The organism is Stenotrophomonas sp. 24(2023) (assembly GCF_030913365.1).
Lineage (GTDB): Bacteria > Pseudomonadota > Gammaproteobacteria > Xanthomonadales > Xanthomonadaceae > Stenotrophomonas.
The window spans coordinates 3,431,658-3,448,747 of sequence record NZ_CP133160.1 but is presented as its reverse complement, the minus strand read 5'-3'; the positions used below and the strand labels follow the sequence as shown (position 1 = coordinate 3,448,747).

Genomic DNA, 17,090 nt, shown 5'->3' with positions numbered 1-17,090 from the left:
AGCCAGTCCTGCGCCGATAGGCGGCCCGTGCATGCCGGCGCACGCTGCCGCCATGCCCCTCCCTCATCCCTCCCGCCATGCCTCCCTCCGCTGTCGGCGGCACCGCCCCGCCGGCTTCCATCTGCCGGAACTGCTGGTGGTGGTGGCGGTGCTGTCCCTGCTGGCCGCCTTGGCCTGGCCGGCATGGCAATCGCTGCTGCTGCGGCAGCGCGCCAGCGCCTTGCAGCTGAACCTGCATGCCAGCCTGTCCAGCGCACGCATGCAGGCCCTGGCACGACGCCAGCTGATCGGCCTATGCGCCAGCGACGACGGGGCCACCTGTTCATCGGACTGGAGCCAGGGCTGGATGGTGTTTGCCAGCGGCGACCACCGGGCTCCCCCGGCGTCGGCCGATGCGGTGCTGGCGTACCACCGCGGTGACCGCCACATCGCCGTCCATGCCCGGGCCAGCAGCGGCAGGCCACAGGTGTTCTTCCAGCCCGATGGCCGCAGCCCCGGAGCCAACCTCACGCTGACAATCTGCGTCGGCCCCCGCCTGCACGGGCGGCTGGTGGTGAACAACGGTGGGCGTACCCGCAGCGAACGCCACCACGGTGACATGACGTGCTGACCAGGTGCTGCGGAAATGCGGGCATGGAAAAAGCAAAAGCCGCGATTTCTCGCGGCTTTTGCAGTATCTGGCGCCCGAAGTTGGACTCGAACCAACGACCCCCTGATTAACAGTCAAGTGCTCTAACCGGCTGAGCTATTCGGGCGGGGAGGCGCATTGTAATCACCTTGCCCACGGAGAGCAACACCTGCGTGAGGCACCCCGCCGCGCGGCATCACCAGCAACTGGATACGGTGTCTTCGGCGGTCTTGCGATTGGCCTGGTCCAGGGTCAGCTTGCCGCAGGCATCCTTTTCCTGCCCGTTCTGTGGCTGGGCCACCAGCGTGAACGCCGAGGCCGACACCTTTTCCAGGGACAGCGCGTAGAAGCTGGTCCCGCCTTCACGGGGCGACACGCTGGTCGGCAGCGTGTACCCGGAATAGCTGTTGTTGCTGGAGTGGAAACGCTCGGCCCGCTGCGCGTACTCGGCCATGTCGGCCTGCACCACCGCACGGCGGACCTTCCGTACGTGGGACTGGTAGCTGGGCAGCGCGATGGCTGCCAGCACGCCGATGACGGCGAGTACCAGCATCAGCTCGATCAGGTTGAAGCCAGCGGCGCGACGGCGCGGGGAAAAGGTAGGCATGTCGGAACGTCCAGTCGGCAGGATCATTGCAGTTGTCGCCACGATTGACGGCCACACGGGTAAGGCAGGTACATCGGCGTGCTGCCGGAGGCACCCACGCTCATCCAGCAGCCACTGCCCCCCGGCGGGCCACTGCCGTCGGAACCGCTGCCCAGGCGTGGCAGCACCGACAGCGACAGGTCACGCACCGGTGCGGTGCCTTGCGTGTTCAGGGCCACGCCTGCTGTCCCCTTGGCCGGTGAAGTGCCCTTGGCCGACCCGTAACGCACCTGGTCCAGTGCCGGCGCTCCAGTCAGCGAGGACAGGCCGAACAGCCAGTTCGAGCCACTGGTCGAGCAGCCTTCGGTCTGCAGGTTGGGAACATAGGTCGGCATGAAGAGGATGCCGCTCACCAGCAACGGATTGCCCACGAAACGCTCGCCGTTGGCGGTGGGCAGGCGGATGACCCAGCCCCGCGCGTTGGCCGGTGCAGTGCCCAGCGTGATGGCGCGCTCGGTGGCACCGGCCGCAGGCGCGCTGCTGGTATAGGGCACAAGGTTGTCGGGGGTCAGCGTCGAGGTCACGCTCTTGCCCGACAGGTCATTGACCGCATACAGCGCCTGCTGGGTCGAATCCTGCTTGTCGTTCATGAACGAGAAGCTGCCCGTACCGAAGTACAGCATCACGCCGCCGCCCGGCCCGGTGGCGGCGGTCATGCCCCCGGTGATCGGCTGGCGGAACACACGGCGGTCGGTCTCCTGGTGGGTCTGCGTGGTGAACAGCGGCGCGGCCAGTTCGGCGTCGGTGCTGCTGGTCAGGTCGAACTTCCACACCGCGCCCCGCTGGTCGGCTGCGTACACGGTATCGGCCAGGCCGTCACGGCCACGCACGTCCTGCTGGTCGCCACGCCAGCGGTCGACGACCACCACGTTGCCCAGGCCATTGCTGCCGGAAATGCCGGTGCCGGAGGTGGTCTCGGCGGCGGAAATCATCCGCACCGCGCCCGATGCCATGTCCACCACGAACAGCACCGCCTTGCCGCTGGTGCTGTTGTAGCCGTTGCCGAAAATCGCCTTCCAGGCCACGCCCTTGCCTTCCTTGACGGGCACGACCACCGGCTTGCCGAGGACGAAGCCGATGTTGTCACGCACCGCCTGCGACAGCGACGTGTTGATATCGTTGATCTCCCACAGCACCTGGCCGGTACCGAAGCTGCCGGGCGCACTGACGTTCAGCGCGAACACCGACCGGCCGCCCGCGCCGGCCGTGCCCACCAGGCTGGTCTGCCAGGTATCGCCATTGAGCGTGTCCGACACGGTCACCGGGCCATCGACGTAGTAGCGGTGGCGGAAGGTCTGGTCGTTGGTGTTGGCCTTGTACGGGAACAGCAGGTTGGCCATGTGGCCCAGCGCGGTGCCTGGAATGTAGGCGAAGCTCTCGCGGCCGCCGTTGGCGTCCTGCCTGCCATCGGCGCCCATGCCGCCGTCGAACGCATGCAGCATGCCGTCGTTGGCGCCGACATAGACCATGTAGCGCCGGTCCTTGGCCTTGGCCTCCAGGTACTTGGCGTAGCTGACGGCATAGTCGCCCCCCAGCTGCCGGTAGCCATAATCATCCAGCGGGGAACTCACCACCGGGGCCGAGTTGACGATATCGCCCAGCGTGGTGGTGCGATCACGGTACTTGCCGCCGCGCCGCACTTCCATCGCCGCGTCCGCGCTGAGGTAACGGATCGCGGTGTCGATGTCGGCCTTGATCGAGGTCAGCTTGTCGGTCGAACAGACCAGCATCTCGGCGTACTTGCCGGTCGGCTTGCTGCACAGGTCCTGCAGGCTGATCCGGGCACTGGTGAAATCCACCGGCGTGCCGCCCTTGTTGGCCACGATGCGCCGGTTGCTGGAGGTCAGCAGGGTCGAGGCTTCCCAGGCCTGGGTGAATTCGGCCACCTGATCGGCATTGACCTTCACGCTGGAAGCGACCAGCTTGCTCGACCAGTCCGTGGCGCTGTTGGTGATGTCATAGCTGGGCGTGACCGCCAGCGAACCGGCGCCGATGCGCGCACCGGTCATGCCCACCGTGCCGGACGGCGATGCACCGCCGGTGATCGAGGACAGCACGCGGCGCATCGCCTCGGTCACTTCCGCCGGCGTCTGTGCGTTGATGAACTCGCCACGGCTGTTGATCGCGGCATGCCACAGTTCGTCCACCACCGTGCCGTCATCGACCGAGGTCGGATCGGGGTTGGAATCCCAGTTGGGAGCGTTGGTGTACGGGTCAGCCGTCGCCGCGGCGTTGACGCCATAGATGCGGCCCTGCGCGCCCAGCGTGACACCGTAGAAATTCATGTGCAGGTCGGTCTGGCAGTCCAGGCGCTTCCAGTCCGGGCTGCTCTTGTCCAGCGTCTTGCACTTTTCATCCACCGGCACCTGCCCTGCCGGGAAACCGGTCCCCGTGCGCAGCGGCGTACGGATGCCGGCATAGGATGCGGCGGCGATGTCGGCGATGGTGTTGCTGTAGCCGTCAGCGAACGGCAGCCGCGGGAAATGGGTGGTACCGGCGTTGTCGGCGTTGTTGAACGATGCCGTGGGCTTGTTGCCCGAGTTGGTGTAGCCGTCGGTGAACAGCATGCCACCGTTGCGCTGGCAGGCCAGCTGTACCGGCGCGCCGGTATCCGTCCGCCTGAACTGGTCGGACAGGAATTCCACGGCGCGGCGGTTGGGCGTGCCACCACGCGGCGCCAGCGTGTAGATCTGGTTGTAGAGATCGGCACGGTTGGTGACCATGTCGTACATGGTCACGTTCTGCAGGCTGTTGATGGTGAAGTAGCCCACGCGCATCGTGTCCACGCCGGCCAGGGCGCTGGTGGACGAGCCGACCATGGCCAGGATGCGGTTGCGGTGGTACTGGAACCAGTTGGCGAAGTTCTGGATGGCCGCGTTGTAGGCGGCATCGCTGCTGTAGTTGGCTCGCTTGATCTGGTAGCGCCGCATGTCGCAGTTCGGACCACAGGCCCCGCTGACCACCGGGCGGTTCGTATTGGCCGTCAGGTAGCCGGCCGGTGCCGCCGCCGCCGAAGGCAGGTAGAACGTGGCCGGGAAGTAGCGGATGGGATAGCGGTTGTTGCCCGGGTTGTTCAGGGCATCGGTACGCCACCCGTTGTTGCGGTAGTACGCATTGCCGGTGCCATCCAGGTTCGGGATGTACATGCCGCTGGTGAACTGGAACGACTCGGACGTTTCCGAACGGTCGGCGGTCAGGTCGTAGACCGTCGTGTAGCCGGCCTGGCCGGAACGCGGGTCGGCACGGGTCTGCGTGGTGACGGCATTTGCCCAGCTGGTGCCATCGGCATTGGTCCACGGTGCGTAGGTCACCGCCGGATTGAAGTAGCTGGCGTTGTAGACGTGCGAGCGCGCGAAACCGTAGATGTCCAGCGGCGGAATGGCCTGGCCCGGCGAATAGCTGGTGTTGAAGCCCGAATGCGGGAACAGGTACAGGAAGCAGTCGCTGGAATTGTTCGCGCAGCCATCACCCACGCTGTAGAACACGCCGGCGGAACTGAAGAAGCTGCTGTTGCCGCTGTTCCAGCGCATGCGCCCGTCGCCACCGGGGAACATGCGCTCGAAGGTCATCGAGTTCGAATCGTCCACGGCCATGATGAAGGCCGGCGTGGCACGCGTCTGCACGTTCATCGGTTCCTGCGCCAGCACGCCCTGGGCCTGCGCGGCGGACAGGGTATGCACGAGGTAGCCGGCGCCGGCCAGCAGGAGCAGGCCGGTACCTGCCAGGAGAGTGCGGTTGCGCGTGTTCATGGGGCTCCCCGGCCTCACAGCTTGAAGATGGTGTCGATGGCCGAGCGCGAGGTTGCCTCGCCATTGCTGTCGGCCGCATAGCTGGTGATCTGGTACACCGGCGTGGCAGCCTCCAGCGGCTTGCCCATATCCAGGGCCCCCTCGCCCTGGATGCACCCCTGGATCTGCCGCACCTTGATCGCCGGCTTGGCCCCGAGCGTGGTCTGCTGCACCCAGGCCGAAGGGTCGAAACCGTCATCGCAGCGCTGGTCGATCTCAGAGGCCACCACGACAGGGCTGTCCCCCGGCGCCTGCCGGTTGGCGATCTTCTCCACGGCGTTCTCGGCGCTGCGCGCGGCGCCTTCCGCATTCTGGAACGCCATGCTGCCGGCCCGGTAGTTGGAGGACATGCGTTCCTGCATGCCCGCCACCTGCATGCCGACCACGCCCAGCAGGGCCAGCAGGATGAGCAGCATCAGGGCCAGGTACAGGACCGCGCCGCGCTGCGCGCGCGGGCCGGTGCGGAAGGAGGCGGGACGGAGCTTCATGGTCGTCAGTTCCCGAACAGGCGGTTGCGCAATGCAACGGAGACTTCATAGGTACCGCGGTGACGCTTGTCGTCCTGCGCTCCCGGCGCCACGGTCACGCCCAGCACCCCGAGGTAGTTCTGCGCCTTGTCGGGGGACTGGGCGTTGGCCGGCTGCGGACTGCGGGCAAGCAGCCCCACCTGCACCATGCCGACACGACGCCACTGGCCCACCGCCGTGGCATCGTTGGCGGTGCTGACATCATTGGCCGTGCGCTGCTCGACGATGTTGCCGCTGGGCGGCGTGGTCAGGCTGATGTTGGTGGTCGCATCCAGGCCGTACAGCAGCTGCAGGCTCTCGATGCCCTCCACCAGCTCCTCGCCATCGCCGTAGCCCCCGGCCCCGTTGGCGCGGGCACGGTACAGCGCCGGCTCGTTGCTGCTGTTGCGCGACACGTAATACACCAGGCCATCGGCACGGTAGAGCATGGTCATCGCGTTGTTGATCGAATAGTTGCTCAGGTCCACCTTGTCCACGGTGACCGCGTTGCCGGCAACCGTCGCTGGAAACACATCGGCACGGGTGCAGTCGGCCAGCGCGAACACACCGGGGGTACCGCCCACGCCCGCCTTGAGCCGTGCCATGCCCTCGGCGGCCACGGTGAGGGTGGTCTTGGTACCGGCGACGCTGGTGCCGGTGACCACGGCGCCCTCCGGGCTGAGCAGGCGCAGCACCAGGATGTCACTGCCCGCCAGCGGTGCCGGCTTCAGGCCGGTGATGCTGCCCGGCGCCGCCAGCACCGATTTCCAGGCGCCCCCCAGGGTCAGCGTCGATTTCGGCGCGGTGCCCTCGGCTTCGTAACCCTGCACGGGAATCGAGAAATCCAGAGGATCGCCGCTGCCGGCCGCGATACCCAGGTGGTAGCCGATGTCGTTGGTGTTCTTCACCACATGGGCCTGGTCGTTGACACAACCGAAATGGCCGGCCATGCGCAGGTCGTGCTGCAGGAAATCCAGCGCGAAGCGCGCGTTTTCCTGCGTGCGGGCGGCACCTTCGGACAGCTGCGAGGCGGCCCGCGAGCCGATGAAGATCTGCACGACGCCCAGCATGAGCACCAGGCCGATGACCATGGCGACCATCAGTTCGATCAATGACAGGCCGCGGATGCGTTGAGAAGGCGTCATGGCAGGTTCACAGGGTGGTCGTCAGGCCGAAGGTGGTCAGGCTGTCGGGGTTCTTGGCGTCCCAGCGCTGGTCGCCCCAGCTGATCGACACGCTGACCACGCCGGTGCTCTTGTTGAACTGGATATCCGCCGCCGCCTTGTCGCCCAGTGCCTTCACCACCTGGCACTGCCAGCGCGCAAGGTTCTGGTCGGCGCCGATCTTGGTGCCGGTGGGCCAGGCGCAGGCGCCGCTGACCGCCACCGACCCGGCCTTGAACGAGGCCTTGGTGTAGTCCCCGCCGGCCAGCGTCGCGCCACGCTGCGCCCGCATCAGTTCCACCAGGTCATTGGCCAGGTTGGTGGCCTGCGTGCGGTAGTTGGCGCTCTGCACGAAACGCACGCTCATCGTCTGCAGCAGGGCGAAGCCGAGCAGCCCGAAGGCCAGCACCAGCACGGCGACCATCACCTCGATCAGGCTGAAGCCCCCCTGCCCCCGACGGAGGCGGGCCTGAGTACGCCGCTTCATGAGCATTCATCCCGTTTCACCCGGACCTGGCCGGAAAGGTTGATGGTGAGCGTCCGCCGGGGTTCGCCGGCCTTGCAGCTGCTGGGGGTGAGGATCAGCACCTGGTCCGATGCCGCCCGCCTGCGCCCGCGCCCGTCGAAGGTGATCGACGCGCCGGCCGGGCCATCGACCGCCATCAGCGGGTTGCCCTGCGTCACGCGCAGCACGGTTTCATCGCTGCCGAACGCACCATCGCCGTTGGTATCGGCCCAGGCCAGCAGGCCATCGGACCAGCTGCCGTTGCAGCCCTGCCCGTCCTTGCTGGCGCAGATCCCGCCCCCGCGGTTGTTGCGGATGGCCTCGCTGCGCGCCAGGTTGACCAGCGCGATGATCTCGTTGCTGGAGGTCGTCACGCGGTTGGCGCGGATCATGCCGCGGAAGCTGGGAAACGCCACCGCCGCCAGGATGCCCAGCACCACCAGCGTGACCATCAACTCGACCAGCGTGAAGCCGTATGGACGGCGCAATGACATTGGACGCTCCCCAGCGTTGTGGGCCCCACGATGGCGCACCGGCCCACCGCCGGCAAGCGGCGGCGGGATGAACGGTCAGATCAGGGCGACGGGCGTCAATGGCTTGACGACCCCCGCCACCGGGCCGGCCCGGCGCGGCCCCCTGCCGCGCCGGCCGTGGTCAGGCCAGTACCTGGTAGCAGGGCTGGTATTCACCGGAAATCTTCATCCGGCGCTGTTCCACGAAGGCACGCAGCAGGCCGTCCAGGGCCTGCATCATGTCCGCATCACCATGGATCTGGAACGGCCCGAACTGCTCGATCCGGCGCATGCCGTCTTCCTTCACGTTGCCGGCCACGATGCCGGAGAACGCGCGCCGCAGGTCCGCCGCCAGCGCGTGCGGCGGGCGGCCATGGTGCAGGTCCAGTGCGGCCATCGCCTCGTGGGTGGGCACGAACGGCTGCTGGAAATCCAGCGGGATGTCGATGGACCAGTTGAAGAAGAACGAATCCTTCTGCGCCAGGCGGTGTTCGCGCACCTGCTTGATGCCGCTGGCCATCTTCCTGGCCACCGCCACCGGGTCGCCGATGATGATCTCGTAACGCTCGGCGGCCGCCTCGCCCAGGGTCAGGCGGATGAAGCGGTCGATCTGCTCGAAGTACGGCGCGGCCACGGTCGGGCCGGTCAGGATCAGCGGGAACGGCAGGTGCTGGTTCTCCTCGCGCAGCAGGATGCCCAGCAGGTAGAGGATTTCCTCGGCCGTGCCCACGCCGCCCGCGAACACGATGATGCCGTGGCCGATGCGGACGAACGATTCCAGGCGCTTCTCGATGTCCGGGGTGATCACCAGGTGGTTGACGATCGGGTTGGGCGACTCGGCCGCGATGATGCCCGGTTCGGTCAGGCCGATGTAGCGCGTGACGGTGCGGCGCTGCTTGGCGTGGGCGATGGTGGCGCCCTTCATCGGGCCCTTCATCGCGCCCGGACCGCAGCCGGTGCAGATGTCCAGGCCACGCAGGCCCAGCTCATAGCCCACCTGCTTGGTGTACAGGTATTCGTCGCGGGAGATCGAATGCCCGCCCCAGCACACCACCAGGTTCGGGTCCCCCGGGTTGAGGATGCGCGCGTTGCGCAGCAGCCCGAACACGGCATTGGTGATGCCTTCGGACGATTCCAGCTCGGCCGCATACGCCGGGCCCATCTCGATGGCCATGTAGGCCAGGTCGCGGACCACGGCGAACAGCAGTTCGGCCACGCCGCGGATGATCTCGCCGTCGACGAAGGCCATCGCCGGGGCGTTGACCAGGTCGATGCGCACGCCGCGGTCCTGCTGCGCCACCTGGATGTCGAAATCGGGGTAGAGATCACGCGCGGCGCGCGGATCGTCCGAGGCACTGCCACTGGTCAGCACGGCCAGCGCACAGCGGCGCAGCAGTTCGTGCATGCCACCACCGGATGCATCGCGCAGGCGGGCCACTTCGGCCCGCGACAGCACATCCAGGCCACCGCGCGGGTAGATCCGCGCATCCTGCACCGGCAGCGCCCGCGCTGCCTTTTCGTTCGTCGTCATATCCACTTTTTTCGCTTCCTTCAAGGTTTCCGACTGTAGCGCCGCCCCCTTAAAAAGCAAAACGGCCGGGAAACCCGACCGTTGGATGCGTGCTGCCTGCGTTCACCTTTCCGGGACCGCCAGGCGGCCTGGTGGCCGCGCACGTATAGCGATGCTACGCCCCTGCCGGCGGGGCTGCAAGGGATTTCGGCACAACGGGAAACGGCCGGGTCGCCCCGGCCGTTTCCTTTGTTACTGCATCAAGTTCAAAGGAATCAGAACTTGTACTTCAGGGTCAGCTGCATCGACCAGCGCGACACGCCGGTGTTGCCCTTGTCGTTGTTGTTTTCCTGGACGGTCGGGGTATCGGTGCTGCCGGTGAAGTTGTAGATGTACTTGCCGGTTGCCGGGTCGATACCCGCGTAGCTGGCCACGCGTGCGGTCGAGTTGAAGCCGTAGTCTTCGATGCGGCCCCACTTCTTGTTGAGCAGGTTGCCGACATTCATGATGTCCAGCGCCAGCTCGGTCTTGTGGCCTTCGAACAGGCCCGGCAGTTCCTGGCTGATGCGCACGTCGAAGCTGTTGATCCACTTCGTGCGGAACGCATTGGCCGGGGCGATCTGGCCCTGGTACTTGGCCAGCTGCGGGTTCTTGGCCAGCCAGTCGAAGAAGGCCTTCTCCATCGCGGCGCCACCGGTGAACTTGACGTCACCCGGGCCGTTCGGCACGTAGAACAGGTCGTTGAAGAAGCCGGCGCCACTGGTCGAGGCGGCATCGCCGTTGAGGTCGTTGTAATAGATGTAGCTGAACGGACGACCCGAACGACCTTCGTAGAACAGGCCGATGCTGGTGTTGTAGTTGCCGAAGAACGCCTTCTTCCAGTTGATCGAACCGGTCACGCGGTCCTTGATCGCATAGCGCGAATCATAGGCGACGTTTTCGTTGGCGTTGCCGATCAGCGTGCTGCCCCAGTTCGAGGTGTTCTGCGAGCTGGTCAGCGGGCTGACTTCCTTGGCGGCGGTGTAGGTGTAGGCCAGCGACCAGCCCCAGTTGTTTTCCAGCGCCTTGTTCAGGCCGACGGTGAACTGGCGGCTGCTGCCCTTGTCGGTGTTGCGCATCAGCAGCACGTCGCCGATGTCACCCGGACGGTAGTTCTTGCCACCCACGCGCTGGGTGGTGCCCGGCGCAGTAGCGCCTTCGCGGACCGAGCAGTTGGTCGGGCTTGCAGCCGTGCCGACGCACGGGATGTAACCGGCGGCGTTCCAGAACAGCTGGCGACCGTCCTGGCCGATACGGGTGTAGGACTGGCCGTTGCCGTTGTACAGGTCCAGACGCTCGAAGTAGATGGCGTTGTTGACCTTGGTGTACAGGAACTCGGCCGACGCGACGATGCCATACCACGGCAGCTCGTGATCGAAGGCCAGGTTGGTCTTCCACACCGACGGCAGCTTCAGGTTCGGCGCGGCGATGTCGACGTTCTGGCGGCCCGCACCCGAGGTCGGGATGTACGGCGGGTCGATGTTCGGGGTGAAGAACTTGCCCGACGGGCTGTTCAGGGTGTACTCGGTGTAGTTCAGACCGGTGTTCTGGTAGGTACCGGCCAGCCACACGTTCGGGGCGGCGCCGCCGAACAGGCCCACGCCACCACGCAGCTGGGTCGGGCGGTCGCTGTCGAAGGTGTAGTTGAAGCCGACACGCGGCTGCACCAGCTTCGAATCCACCGTGTTGGTGTTGTCGTAGCCGTACAGTTCCATGATGCGCGGGTTGTACAGGCGCTGGTCACCGAAGTCCGGGATGTCGATGCGCACGCCACCCATCACGGTCAGGTTGCTGTTGACCGCCCAGCTGTCCTGGATGAACAGGCCGGTGTTCTTCAGGTTGTACTTGGCCGGGATGTCATCGTAGCTGCCACCGGCGCGCGGGGCGCGGACGATGTACTGGTTGATGGTGCCGCTGGCAAAGTCATTGAGGTTGTTGAACACGTACGTGCCGTTGACGTTGCGGCCGTAGTAGTTCATCAGATCGTTGTCGGAATAGTCGAAACCGAACTTGATGGTGTGGTCGCCAACGTACCAGGTGGCGGCACCGAAGGCGCTCAGTTCCTTGCTCTCGACAGCGTTCACGTGCGAGTTCTGCTCGGTACCGAAGTACAGCGAGTCATTGCCGCTGGCGCCGAAGCCACGGACCTGGATCTGCGGCAGCGACGAGTACGGGGTACGGATCGCCGTGTATTCCTTGTGCGACAGCTTGAACTCGGTCGAGAAGTTCTCGGACCAGTCGCTGAACAGTTCACCCATCCAGGACTTGTAGTTCTTCGGCTGCTGGTACCAGAACGTGTTCAGCGACACAGCGCTGTTGCTGATCTGCGGGAAGCGGACGACGTTCTGTTCCATCTTGTTGTAGCGCACCGCAGCGCGGTGGTGCTCGCTGATGTTCCAGTCGATCTTCAGCGCGTACTCTTCAACCTCGGTCTTGTTGGCCGGGGCATCGAGCGAGCCGGCGTCGAAGCCGTAACCCTTGGCGATCTGCTGCGCACGGGCGATGTCGGCGTCGGTGACGGTACCCTTGCCGTACGGCGAATCGGACAGGCTGACGCCCGGCGCCGAACGCTCCATCTTTTCGTAGTTGGCGAAGAAGAACAGCTTGTCCTTGACGATCGGGCCGCCGAAGGTCATGCCGTAGGTCTTTTCGTCGTCGAAGCCGTTGAACTTCACGCCGTCCAGCTTGTCACGCACCATGTCCTTGTCGCGGTAGGCGTAGTACACGGTGCCACCGAACTTGTTGGTACCCGACTTGGTCACCGCGTTGATCACCGCACCGGTACCACCGGAGATGGTGGTGTCGTAGTTGGCGACGTCGATGTTGATTTCCTGGATCGCATCCATCGACACCGGCTGACGCTCGGTCGGCAGGTTGTTGGATTCCAGGCCGAACGGATCGCCGGCGCCGATGCCGTCGATGCGGATGGCGTTGTAACGGGTGTTCTGGCCACCCACCGAGATCGCACCGTCGGCCTTGCTGACCTGCGAGATGCGCGGATCGAGGCGGATGTAATCCTGGATGTTGCGGTTGGCCGACGGCAGCGCTTCGATCGACTCGCGGTTGACGTTGGTGCCGGTGCCCATCTTGTAGGCGCTGAACACTTCGCTGCCCACGGCGGCGGCGACGACCTGGACCGCGCCCAGGTTGGTGGCGGCCACATCACCGGTCAGGTTGGCATTGACCGTGTTGACCTGGTTCAGGTTCAGGAAGACGCCTTCCTCGGTCTTGGTGCCTTCACCCGGCTTGGTGATGGTGATGGTGTACGGGCCACCCACGCGCAGGCCGCGGGCGTTGTAGCGGCCCGAGGCGTCGGTGACGGCACGGGAAACGGTGCCCGATTCGACGTGGGTGATGGTGACTTCAGCACCGGCGACAGGCGCGCCTGCTGCGGACACGACCTGGCCGCCGACACCGGCGGAGGTGCTCTGGGCGAAGGCGGGAGCGGCGGCGAGCGCAGCCACGAGACCAAGGGTGAGCTTGGACATCCGGAGTGGGTGGGTCATCTAGGGTAGCCTCGATACATGTTGGCGATGGCGGAAAAAAAACGCGCCCAAGCAGCCTTGCGGGCAGCTGTCTGGACTGAAGATCTGGGTTCCCGACCGCGTGGCTGAAGGTAGCCATAACGGTTAACACTAGATTAACACGCTACGCGATGATTGTGACGGTTACGCGACAAACGGCACCCCATCGCAACGCGATCGTGACGGATTCTTCACATCACCTTGCTGGATCGATTACAACTGTGCAGGCGTTCCAGTCACGTCCAGCACCTGCCCCCGCCACGCCTGTCCTGCAGGGGACAACAGCTGCACCGCCGCCGCCGCGGCCTGTTCAGGCCCTTGTGCCAGCGGGTCCTGGTCCAGCGAATAGGCCCGCGCACGCAGCGCGGTGCGCAATGGCCCGGGGGACAAGCCACTGACCCGCACCGGACTGTTGGCCAGTTCGTCGTGCAGGCTGCCGATCAGCCCGCGCAGCCCATGCTGGGCGGCGCCGTAGCCGCCCCAGTAGGCCCGCCCCACCCGCTCCGGGGCATCCACGCAGAACACCAGCGCCGCATCCTCCGCCTGGCGCAGCAGTGGCAGGCAGGCCTGGGCCAGCCAGGCCGGTGCGGTGAGGGTGACATGCACGGCGCGGGCAAAGCTGGCCGGGTCGGCCAGCTCGAACGGGGTCAGCCCCGGGAAATGGGCCGCGCAGACCAGCACGCCATCCAGCCGCCCCAGTTCGGCCTGCAGTGCGCGGGCAAGTTCGGCGTAGTCATCCGGGCTGGCCCCCTCCAGGTCCAGCGGGTACAGCAGGGGTTCGGGCCCGACGGCCTGCACCTGGGCATAGACACGGTCCAGCCGGCGCGGCTTGCGCCCCAGCAGCACCACGGTGGCCCCGGCGGCGGCGGCGGCCACGGCTGCAGCACTGCCCAGCCCACCGCCCGCCCCGGCGACAAGAATCACCCGGCCATCGAGCGCCCCGGGAGCCGGTGACGGCGATGGCGTGGCACTCATCCCTGGGTGGCCTCTTCGACGATGCGCTTGAGCTCGCCGGATTCAAACAGTTCCATCACGATGTCGCAGCCCCCGATCAGCTCGCCGTTGATGAACAGCTGCGGGAACGTCGGCAGGTTGGAGAAGCGTGGCAGGTTGGCGCGGATTTCCGGCTCCTCCAGCACGTTGACGGTGCGCAGCGACACCGCGCCAGCGGCCATGAGCGCCTGTACCGCGCGGCTGGAGAAGCCGCACGTCGGATATTGCGGGGTGCCCTTCATGAACAACACGAGCGGGTAACGATCGACCTCGGCCTGTATCTGCTGCATTACCGCCACAACCACACTCCTTGCTTCGCCGGACAAACCGACCGCGGCGGTCGGCTAGACTTCCCACGTTAGCCGCCATTGTAAGCCGATGGAACCGGCTGCCGCCGCCCCCTGGCCACGAACCCGTCCATGCCCGTCGAACTGCCTGCCCTGCCCTACGCCCCGTCCGCCCTGCTGCCGCACCTGTCGCCCCAGGTGCTGGAACTGCATCATGGCCGCCACCACCGCGCCTATGTGGATGCGGTCAATGCGGCCATCACCGGTACCGAATGGGACGATGCCCCGCTGGAGGACATCGTCCGCCACGCCCAGGGCGCATTGTTCGATGCGGCCGCGCAGGCCTGGAACCACGCGTTCTACTGGAAGTGCCTGCGCCCGCGCGGTGGCGGCGAACCACAGGGCCGGCTGGCCGAACTGGTCAAGCGCCAGTTCGGTGATGCCGCGCAGCTGCGCGAGGCCTTCAACAAGGCCGCGCTGGGCCTGTTCGGCTCGGGCTGGGCCTGGCTGGTGCAGCACCCCAGCGGGCAACTGGGCATCCAGGTCACCCGCAACGCAGGCACTCCGCTGACCGGGGACAGCACGCCGCTGCTGGTCTGCGACCTGTGGGAGCACGCCTACTACACCGATTACCAGAACGAGCGCGCCCGTTATCTGGACGGCTTCTGGAAGCTGGTCAACTGGGAGTTCGCTGAAAGCCAGCTGCGCTGAGGCGCTGCGGCGAGCGGGGGACATCCCGCCCGGCATGCCCTGGCGCTACCGGGGGCGGCCCGATATGGCCGGATCCCGGGCAACGCGCCCGGACGGTGGTGTACCGGGCGGGGCTCGGCGTCGGCCCCGCTCAGGCGGCCTCGTGCGCGGCCACGGCATCCATCACCCGTGCCGAATACACCAGCGCGGCACCGGCATTGAGGGCCACGGCCACGCCCAGCGCCTCGGCGATCTCCTCGCGGCTGGCGCCCTGCTTGAGCGCGGCATCGACATGCACGGTGATGCAGCCATCGCAGCGGGTGGTCACCGCCACGGCCAGGCTGATCAGTTCGCGGGTCTTGGCATCCAGATGGCCGGTCTGTGCGCCGGCATTGGCCAGGGTTGCATAGCCCTTGACGGTATCGGGCGAGAGCTTGCCGATCTCGCCGATACGGCCCTTCAGTTCCTTGCGGTAGGCATTCCAGTCGAGCATCGTGGTGACTCCAGTGACAGGCGTCCCACGCTACCACTGCAGCGGTCGCGCCGATGCGTGCACCGGCGCATTGCAACGTTGCATCCGTGCGCGGCCCCTGCCCCGCACGCCACCGCTCAACCGCGCAGTGTGCGGACCGCCGGCGCGACCTGGGCCTGGCGGCCCAATGCCTCACCCACCTGCTCCAGCGCAGCGGCCAGCGCAGCGGCATCGTCGTCACGCAGGGTGGCGTGGCCCACCTTGCGGCCGTCGCGCGGCTGCTTGCCGTAGTCGTGCCAGTGGCCGCTGGCCTGGGCCAGTACCGGTGCCGGGTCGGGCATCGCGCCCAGCCAGTTCAGCATGCAGGCATGGCCCAGCATGCGCGTGCTGCCCAGCGGCAGGCCCAGCACGGCACGCAGGTGGTTCTCGAACTGCGAGGTCTCGCTGCCTTCGATGGTCCAGTGCCCGGAGTTGTGCACGCGCGGCGCCATCTCGTTGGCCAGCAGCTGCCCATCACGGCAGAACAGCTCCAGCGCGAACACCCCCACGTACTGCAGGTGTTCGGCCACGCGGCGGGCATAGCCGACCGCAGCGGTGTGTTCCTCATCGGACAGCACGGCCGGGGCCACGCTGGCCGAGAGCACGCCATCGACGTGCCAGTTACCGGTGACCGGCCATGCCTGGAAGCTGCCATCGCGGCCACGCACGGCCACCACGCTGACCTCGCGCTGGAATGCCACGAACCCTTCCAGGATCAGCCCGGTACGCTCTACCTGGCCCCCCAGCGCCTCCCAGGCGGCGTCGATGTCGGCCTCGCTGCGCAGGCGGAACTGGCCCTTGCCGTCATAACCGAGGCGGCGGGTCTTGAGGATGCACGGCAGGCCGAATTCGGCAGCCTTCGCGGCCAGTTCGTCGCGGCTGCGGATGTCGGCGAAGGCCGGCAGCGGGATGCCCAGCTGCTGGAACAAGGTCTTCTCGCTGAGGCGATCCTGGGCCACGGCCAGTGCCGACGGCGGCGGGTAGACCGGCACCTGCCCGGCCAGCCACTGCGCGCTGTCGGCCGGCACGTTCTCGAAATCGAAGGTGACCACATCGACCTTGGCCGCAAAAGCGGCCAGCGCCTGGCGGTCATCGAAGGCCCCGACGGTCAGCGGCGCCAGCGGCCCGCTGCAGGCGTCGGCCGCCGGGTCGTACAGCTCGAAACGCAGCCCCAGCGGCGCACCGGCCAGGACCATCATGCGGGCCAGCTGTCCCCCGCCCAGGATGCCGACGGTCAGGCTCATTGGCGCGGGTCGTCGTGGGCCATCACGTCTTCGGTCTGGCGCGCCCGGAAGCCGTCCAGCGCCTGGCCGATGGCCGGCTGGTCACTGGCCAGCATGGCGGCGGCGAACAGCGCGGCATTGGAGGCACCGGCATTGCCGATGGCGAAGGTGGCCACCGGGATGCCGGCCGGCATCTGCACGATCGACAGCAGCGAATCCATGCCGTTGAGGGCCTTGGACTGCACCGGCACGCCCAGCACCGGCACGGCGGTCTTGGCGGCCAGCATGCCCGGCAGGTGCGCGGCGCCACCGGCACCGGCGATGATCGCGCGCAGGCCGCGCGGGCCGGCCTGTTCGGCATAGCTGAACAACACGTCCGGCGTGCGGTGGGCGGATACCACCTTCACTTCGAACGGAACACCCAGGGCTTCAAGCTTCTGGGCGGCGTGCTGCATGGTTTCCCAGTCGGAGCGGGAACCCATGACGATGCCGACAAGCGGCGCGGTGTGATTGGGGGTCATTGGCCGTCACCTACCTTAAAGACGTATTCTAGCCGTCTTCCACG

15 protein-coding genes and 1 tRNA gene are annotated in these 17,090 nt (G+C 66.7%); 2 read left to right on the top strand and 14 right to left on the bottom strand.

Going from position 1 to position 17,090, the window contains the following annotated elements; translation table 11 throughout:
* The first annotated feature begins 52 nt into the window (after positions 1–52).
* Positions 53–610 carry a GspH/FimT family protein gene (locus tag Q9R17_RS15625; protein ID WP_308155512.1) on the top strand — a complete coding sequence of 186 codons (558 nt, stop codon included), beginning with the start codon at positions 53–55 and terminating at the stop codon, positions 608–610.
* 68 nt (positions 611–678) lie between these two features.
* Here the strand turns inward: Q9R17_RS15625 and Q9R17_RS15620 are convergent.
* The 11 genes from Q9R17_RS15620 to grxD all read right to left on the bottom strand — a co-directional run bounded on the left by Q9R17_RS15620 (position 679) and on the right by grxD (position 14,113).
* A tRNA-Asn gene (locus Q9R17_RS15620) sits at positions 679–755 on the bottom strand.
* A 69-nt stretch (positions 756–824) separates the two neighbouring features.
* On the bottom strand, positions 825–1,235 hold the full coding sequence (locus Q9R17_RS15615; RefSeq protein WP_308155511.1) for a type IV pilin protein: 411 nt from the start codon (positions 1,233–1,235) through the stop codon (positions 825–827).
* Between the two features lie 23 nt (positions 1,236–1,258).
* Positions 1,259–5,023, bottom strand: a complete 3,765-nt coding sequence (locus tag Q9R17_RS15610; protein WP_308155510.1) for a PilC/PilY family type IV pilus protein — start codon at positions 5,021–5,023, stop codon at positions 1,259–1,261.
* Positions 5,024–5,037: 14 nt separating this feature from the next.
* On the bottom strand, positions 5,038–5,550 hold the full coding sequence (locus tag Q9R17_RS15605) for a PilX N-terminal domain-containing pilus assembly protein (RefSeq protein ID WP_308155509.1): 513 nt from the start codon (positions 5,548–5,550) through the stop codon (positions 5,038–5,040).
* A 5-nt stretch (positions 5,551–5,555) separates the two neighbouring features.
* Positions 5,556–6,713 (bottom strand): PilW family protein, encoded by a 1,158-nt coding sequence (locus tag Q9R17_RS15600; protein ID WP_308155508.1) that lies wholly within the window; start codon positions 6,711–6,713, stop codon positions 5,556–5,558.
* A gap of 7 nt (positions 6,714–6,720) precedes the next feature.
* On the bottom strand, positions 6,721–7,218 hold the full coding sequence (gene pilV, locus Q9R17_RS15595) for a type IV pilus modification protein PilV (protein WP_308155507.1): 498 nt from the start codon (positions 7,216–7,218) through the stop codon (positions 6,721–6,723).
* On the bottom strand, positions 7,215–7,730 hold the full coding sequence (locus Q9R17_RS15590) for a Tfp pilus assembly protein FimT/FimU (protein WP_308155506.1): 516 nt from the start codon (positions 7,728–7,730) through the stop codon (positions 7,215–7,217). Before Q9R17_RS15590 ends, pilV begins: the two co-directional genes overlap by 4 nt.
* 160 nt (positions 7,731–7,890) lie before the next feature.
* Positions 7,891–9,279 carry a nucleotide 5'-monophosphate nucleosidase PpnN gene (gene ppnN / locus Q9R17_RS15585; protein WP_308155505.1) on the bottom strand — a complete coding sequence of 463 codons (1,389 nt, stop codon included), beginning with the start codon at positions 9,277–9,279 and terminating at the stop codon, positions 7,891–7,893.
* Between the two features lie 254 nt (positions 9,280–9,533).
* Complete coding sequence (locus Q9R17_RS15580; protein ID WP_308155504.1) at positions 9,534–12,803, bottom strand: carboxypeptidase regulatory-like domain-containing protein; 3,270 nt, start codon at positions 12,801–12,803, stop codon at positions 9,534–9,536.
* Between the two features lie 231 nt (positions 12,804–13,034).
* Complete coding sequence (locus Q9R17_RS15575; protein ID WP_308155503.1) at positions 13,035–13,796, bottom strand: SDR family NAD(P)-dependent oxidoreductase; 762 nt, start codon at positions 13,794–13,796, stop codon at positions 13,035–13,037.
* Entirely contained in the window at positions 13,793–14,113 is a 321-nt protein-coding gene (grxD, locus tag Q9R17_RS15570) for a Grx4 family monothiol glutaredoxin (RefSeq protein WP_308155502.1), read from the bottom strand. The genes Q9R17_RS15575 and grxD overlap by 4 nt, the downstream gene beginning before the upstream one ends.
* 120 nt (positions 14,114–14,233) lie before the next feature.
* Between grxD and Q9R17_RS15565 the strand changes: the two genes are divergently transcribed.
* Positions 14,234–14,812: a superoxide dismutase gene (locus Q9R17_RS15565; protein ID WP_308155501.1), complete on the top strand. Its 579-nt coding sequence runs from the start codon at positions 14,234–14,236 to the stop codon at positions 14,810–14,812.
* 130 nt (positions 14,813–14,942) lie between these two features.
* Here the strand turns inward: Q9R17_RS15565 and Q9R17_RS15560 are convergent, their stop codons facing one another.
* The 3 genes from Q9R17_RS15560 to purE all read right to left on the bottom strand — a co-directional run bounded on the left by Q9R17_RS15560 (position 14,943) and on the right by purE (position 17,046).
* Entirely contained in the window at positions 14,943–15,284 is a 342-nt protein-coding gene (locus tag Q9R17_RS15560; protein ID WP_308155500.1) for a carboxymuconolactone decarboxylase family protein, read from the bottom strand.
* A gap of 116 nt (positions 15,285–15,400) precedes the next feature.
* Complete coding sequence (locus tag Q9R17_RS15555; RefSeq protein WP_308155499.1) at positions 15,401–16,546, bottom strand: 5-(carboxyamino)imidazole ribonucleotide synthase; 1,146 nt, start codon at positions 16,544–16,546, stop codon at positions 15,401–15,403.
* Positions 16,543–17,046, bottom strand: coding sequence for a 5-(carboxyamino)imidazole ribonucleotide mutase (purE, locus tag Q9R17_RS15550; RefSeq protein ID WP_308155498.1), 504 nt, complete (start codon positions 17,044–17,046; stop codon positions 16,543–16,545). Before purE ends, Q9R17_RS15555 begins: the two co-directional genes overlap by 4 nt.
* Positions 17,047–17,090 lie beyond the last annotated feature (44 nt).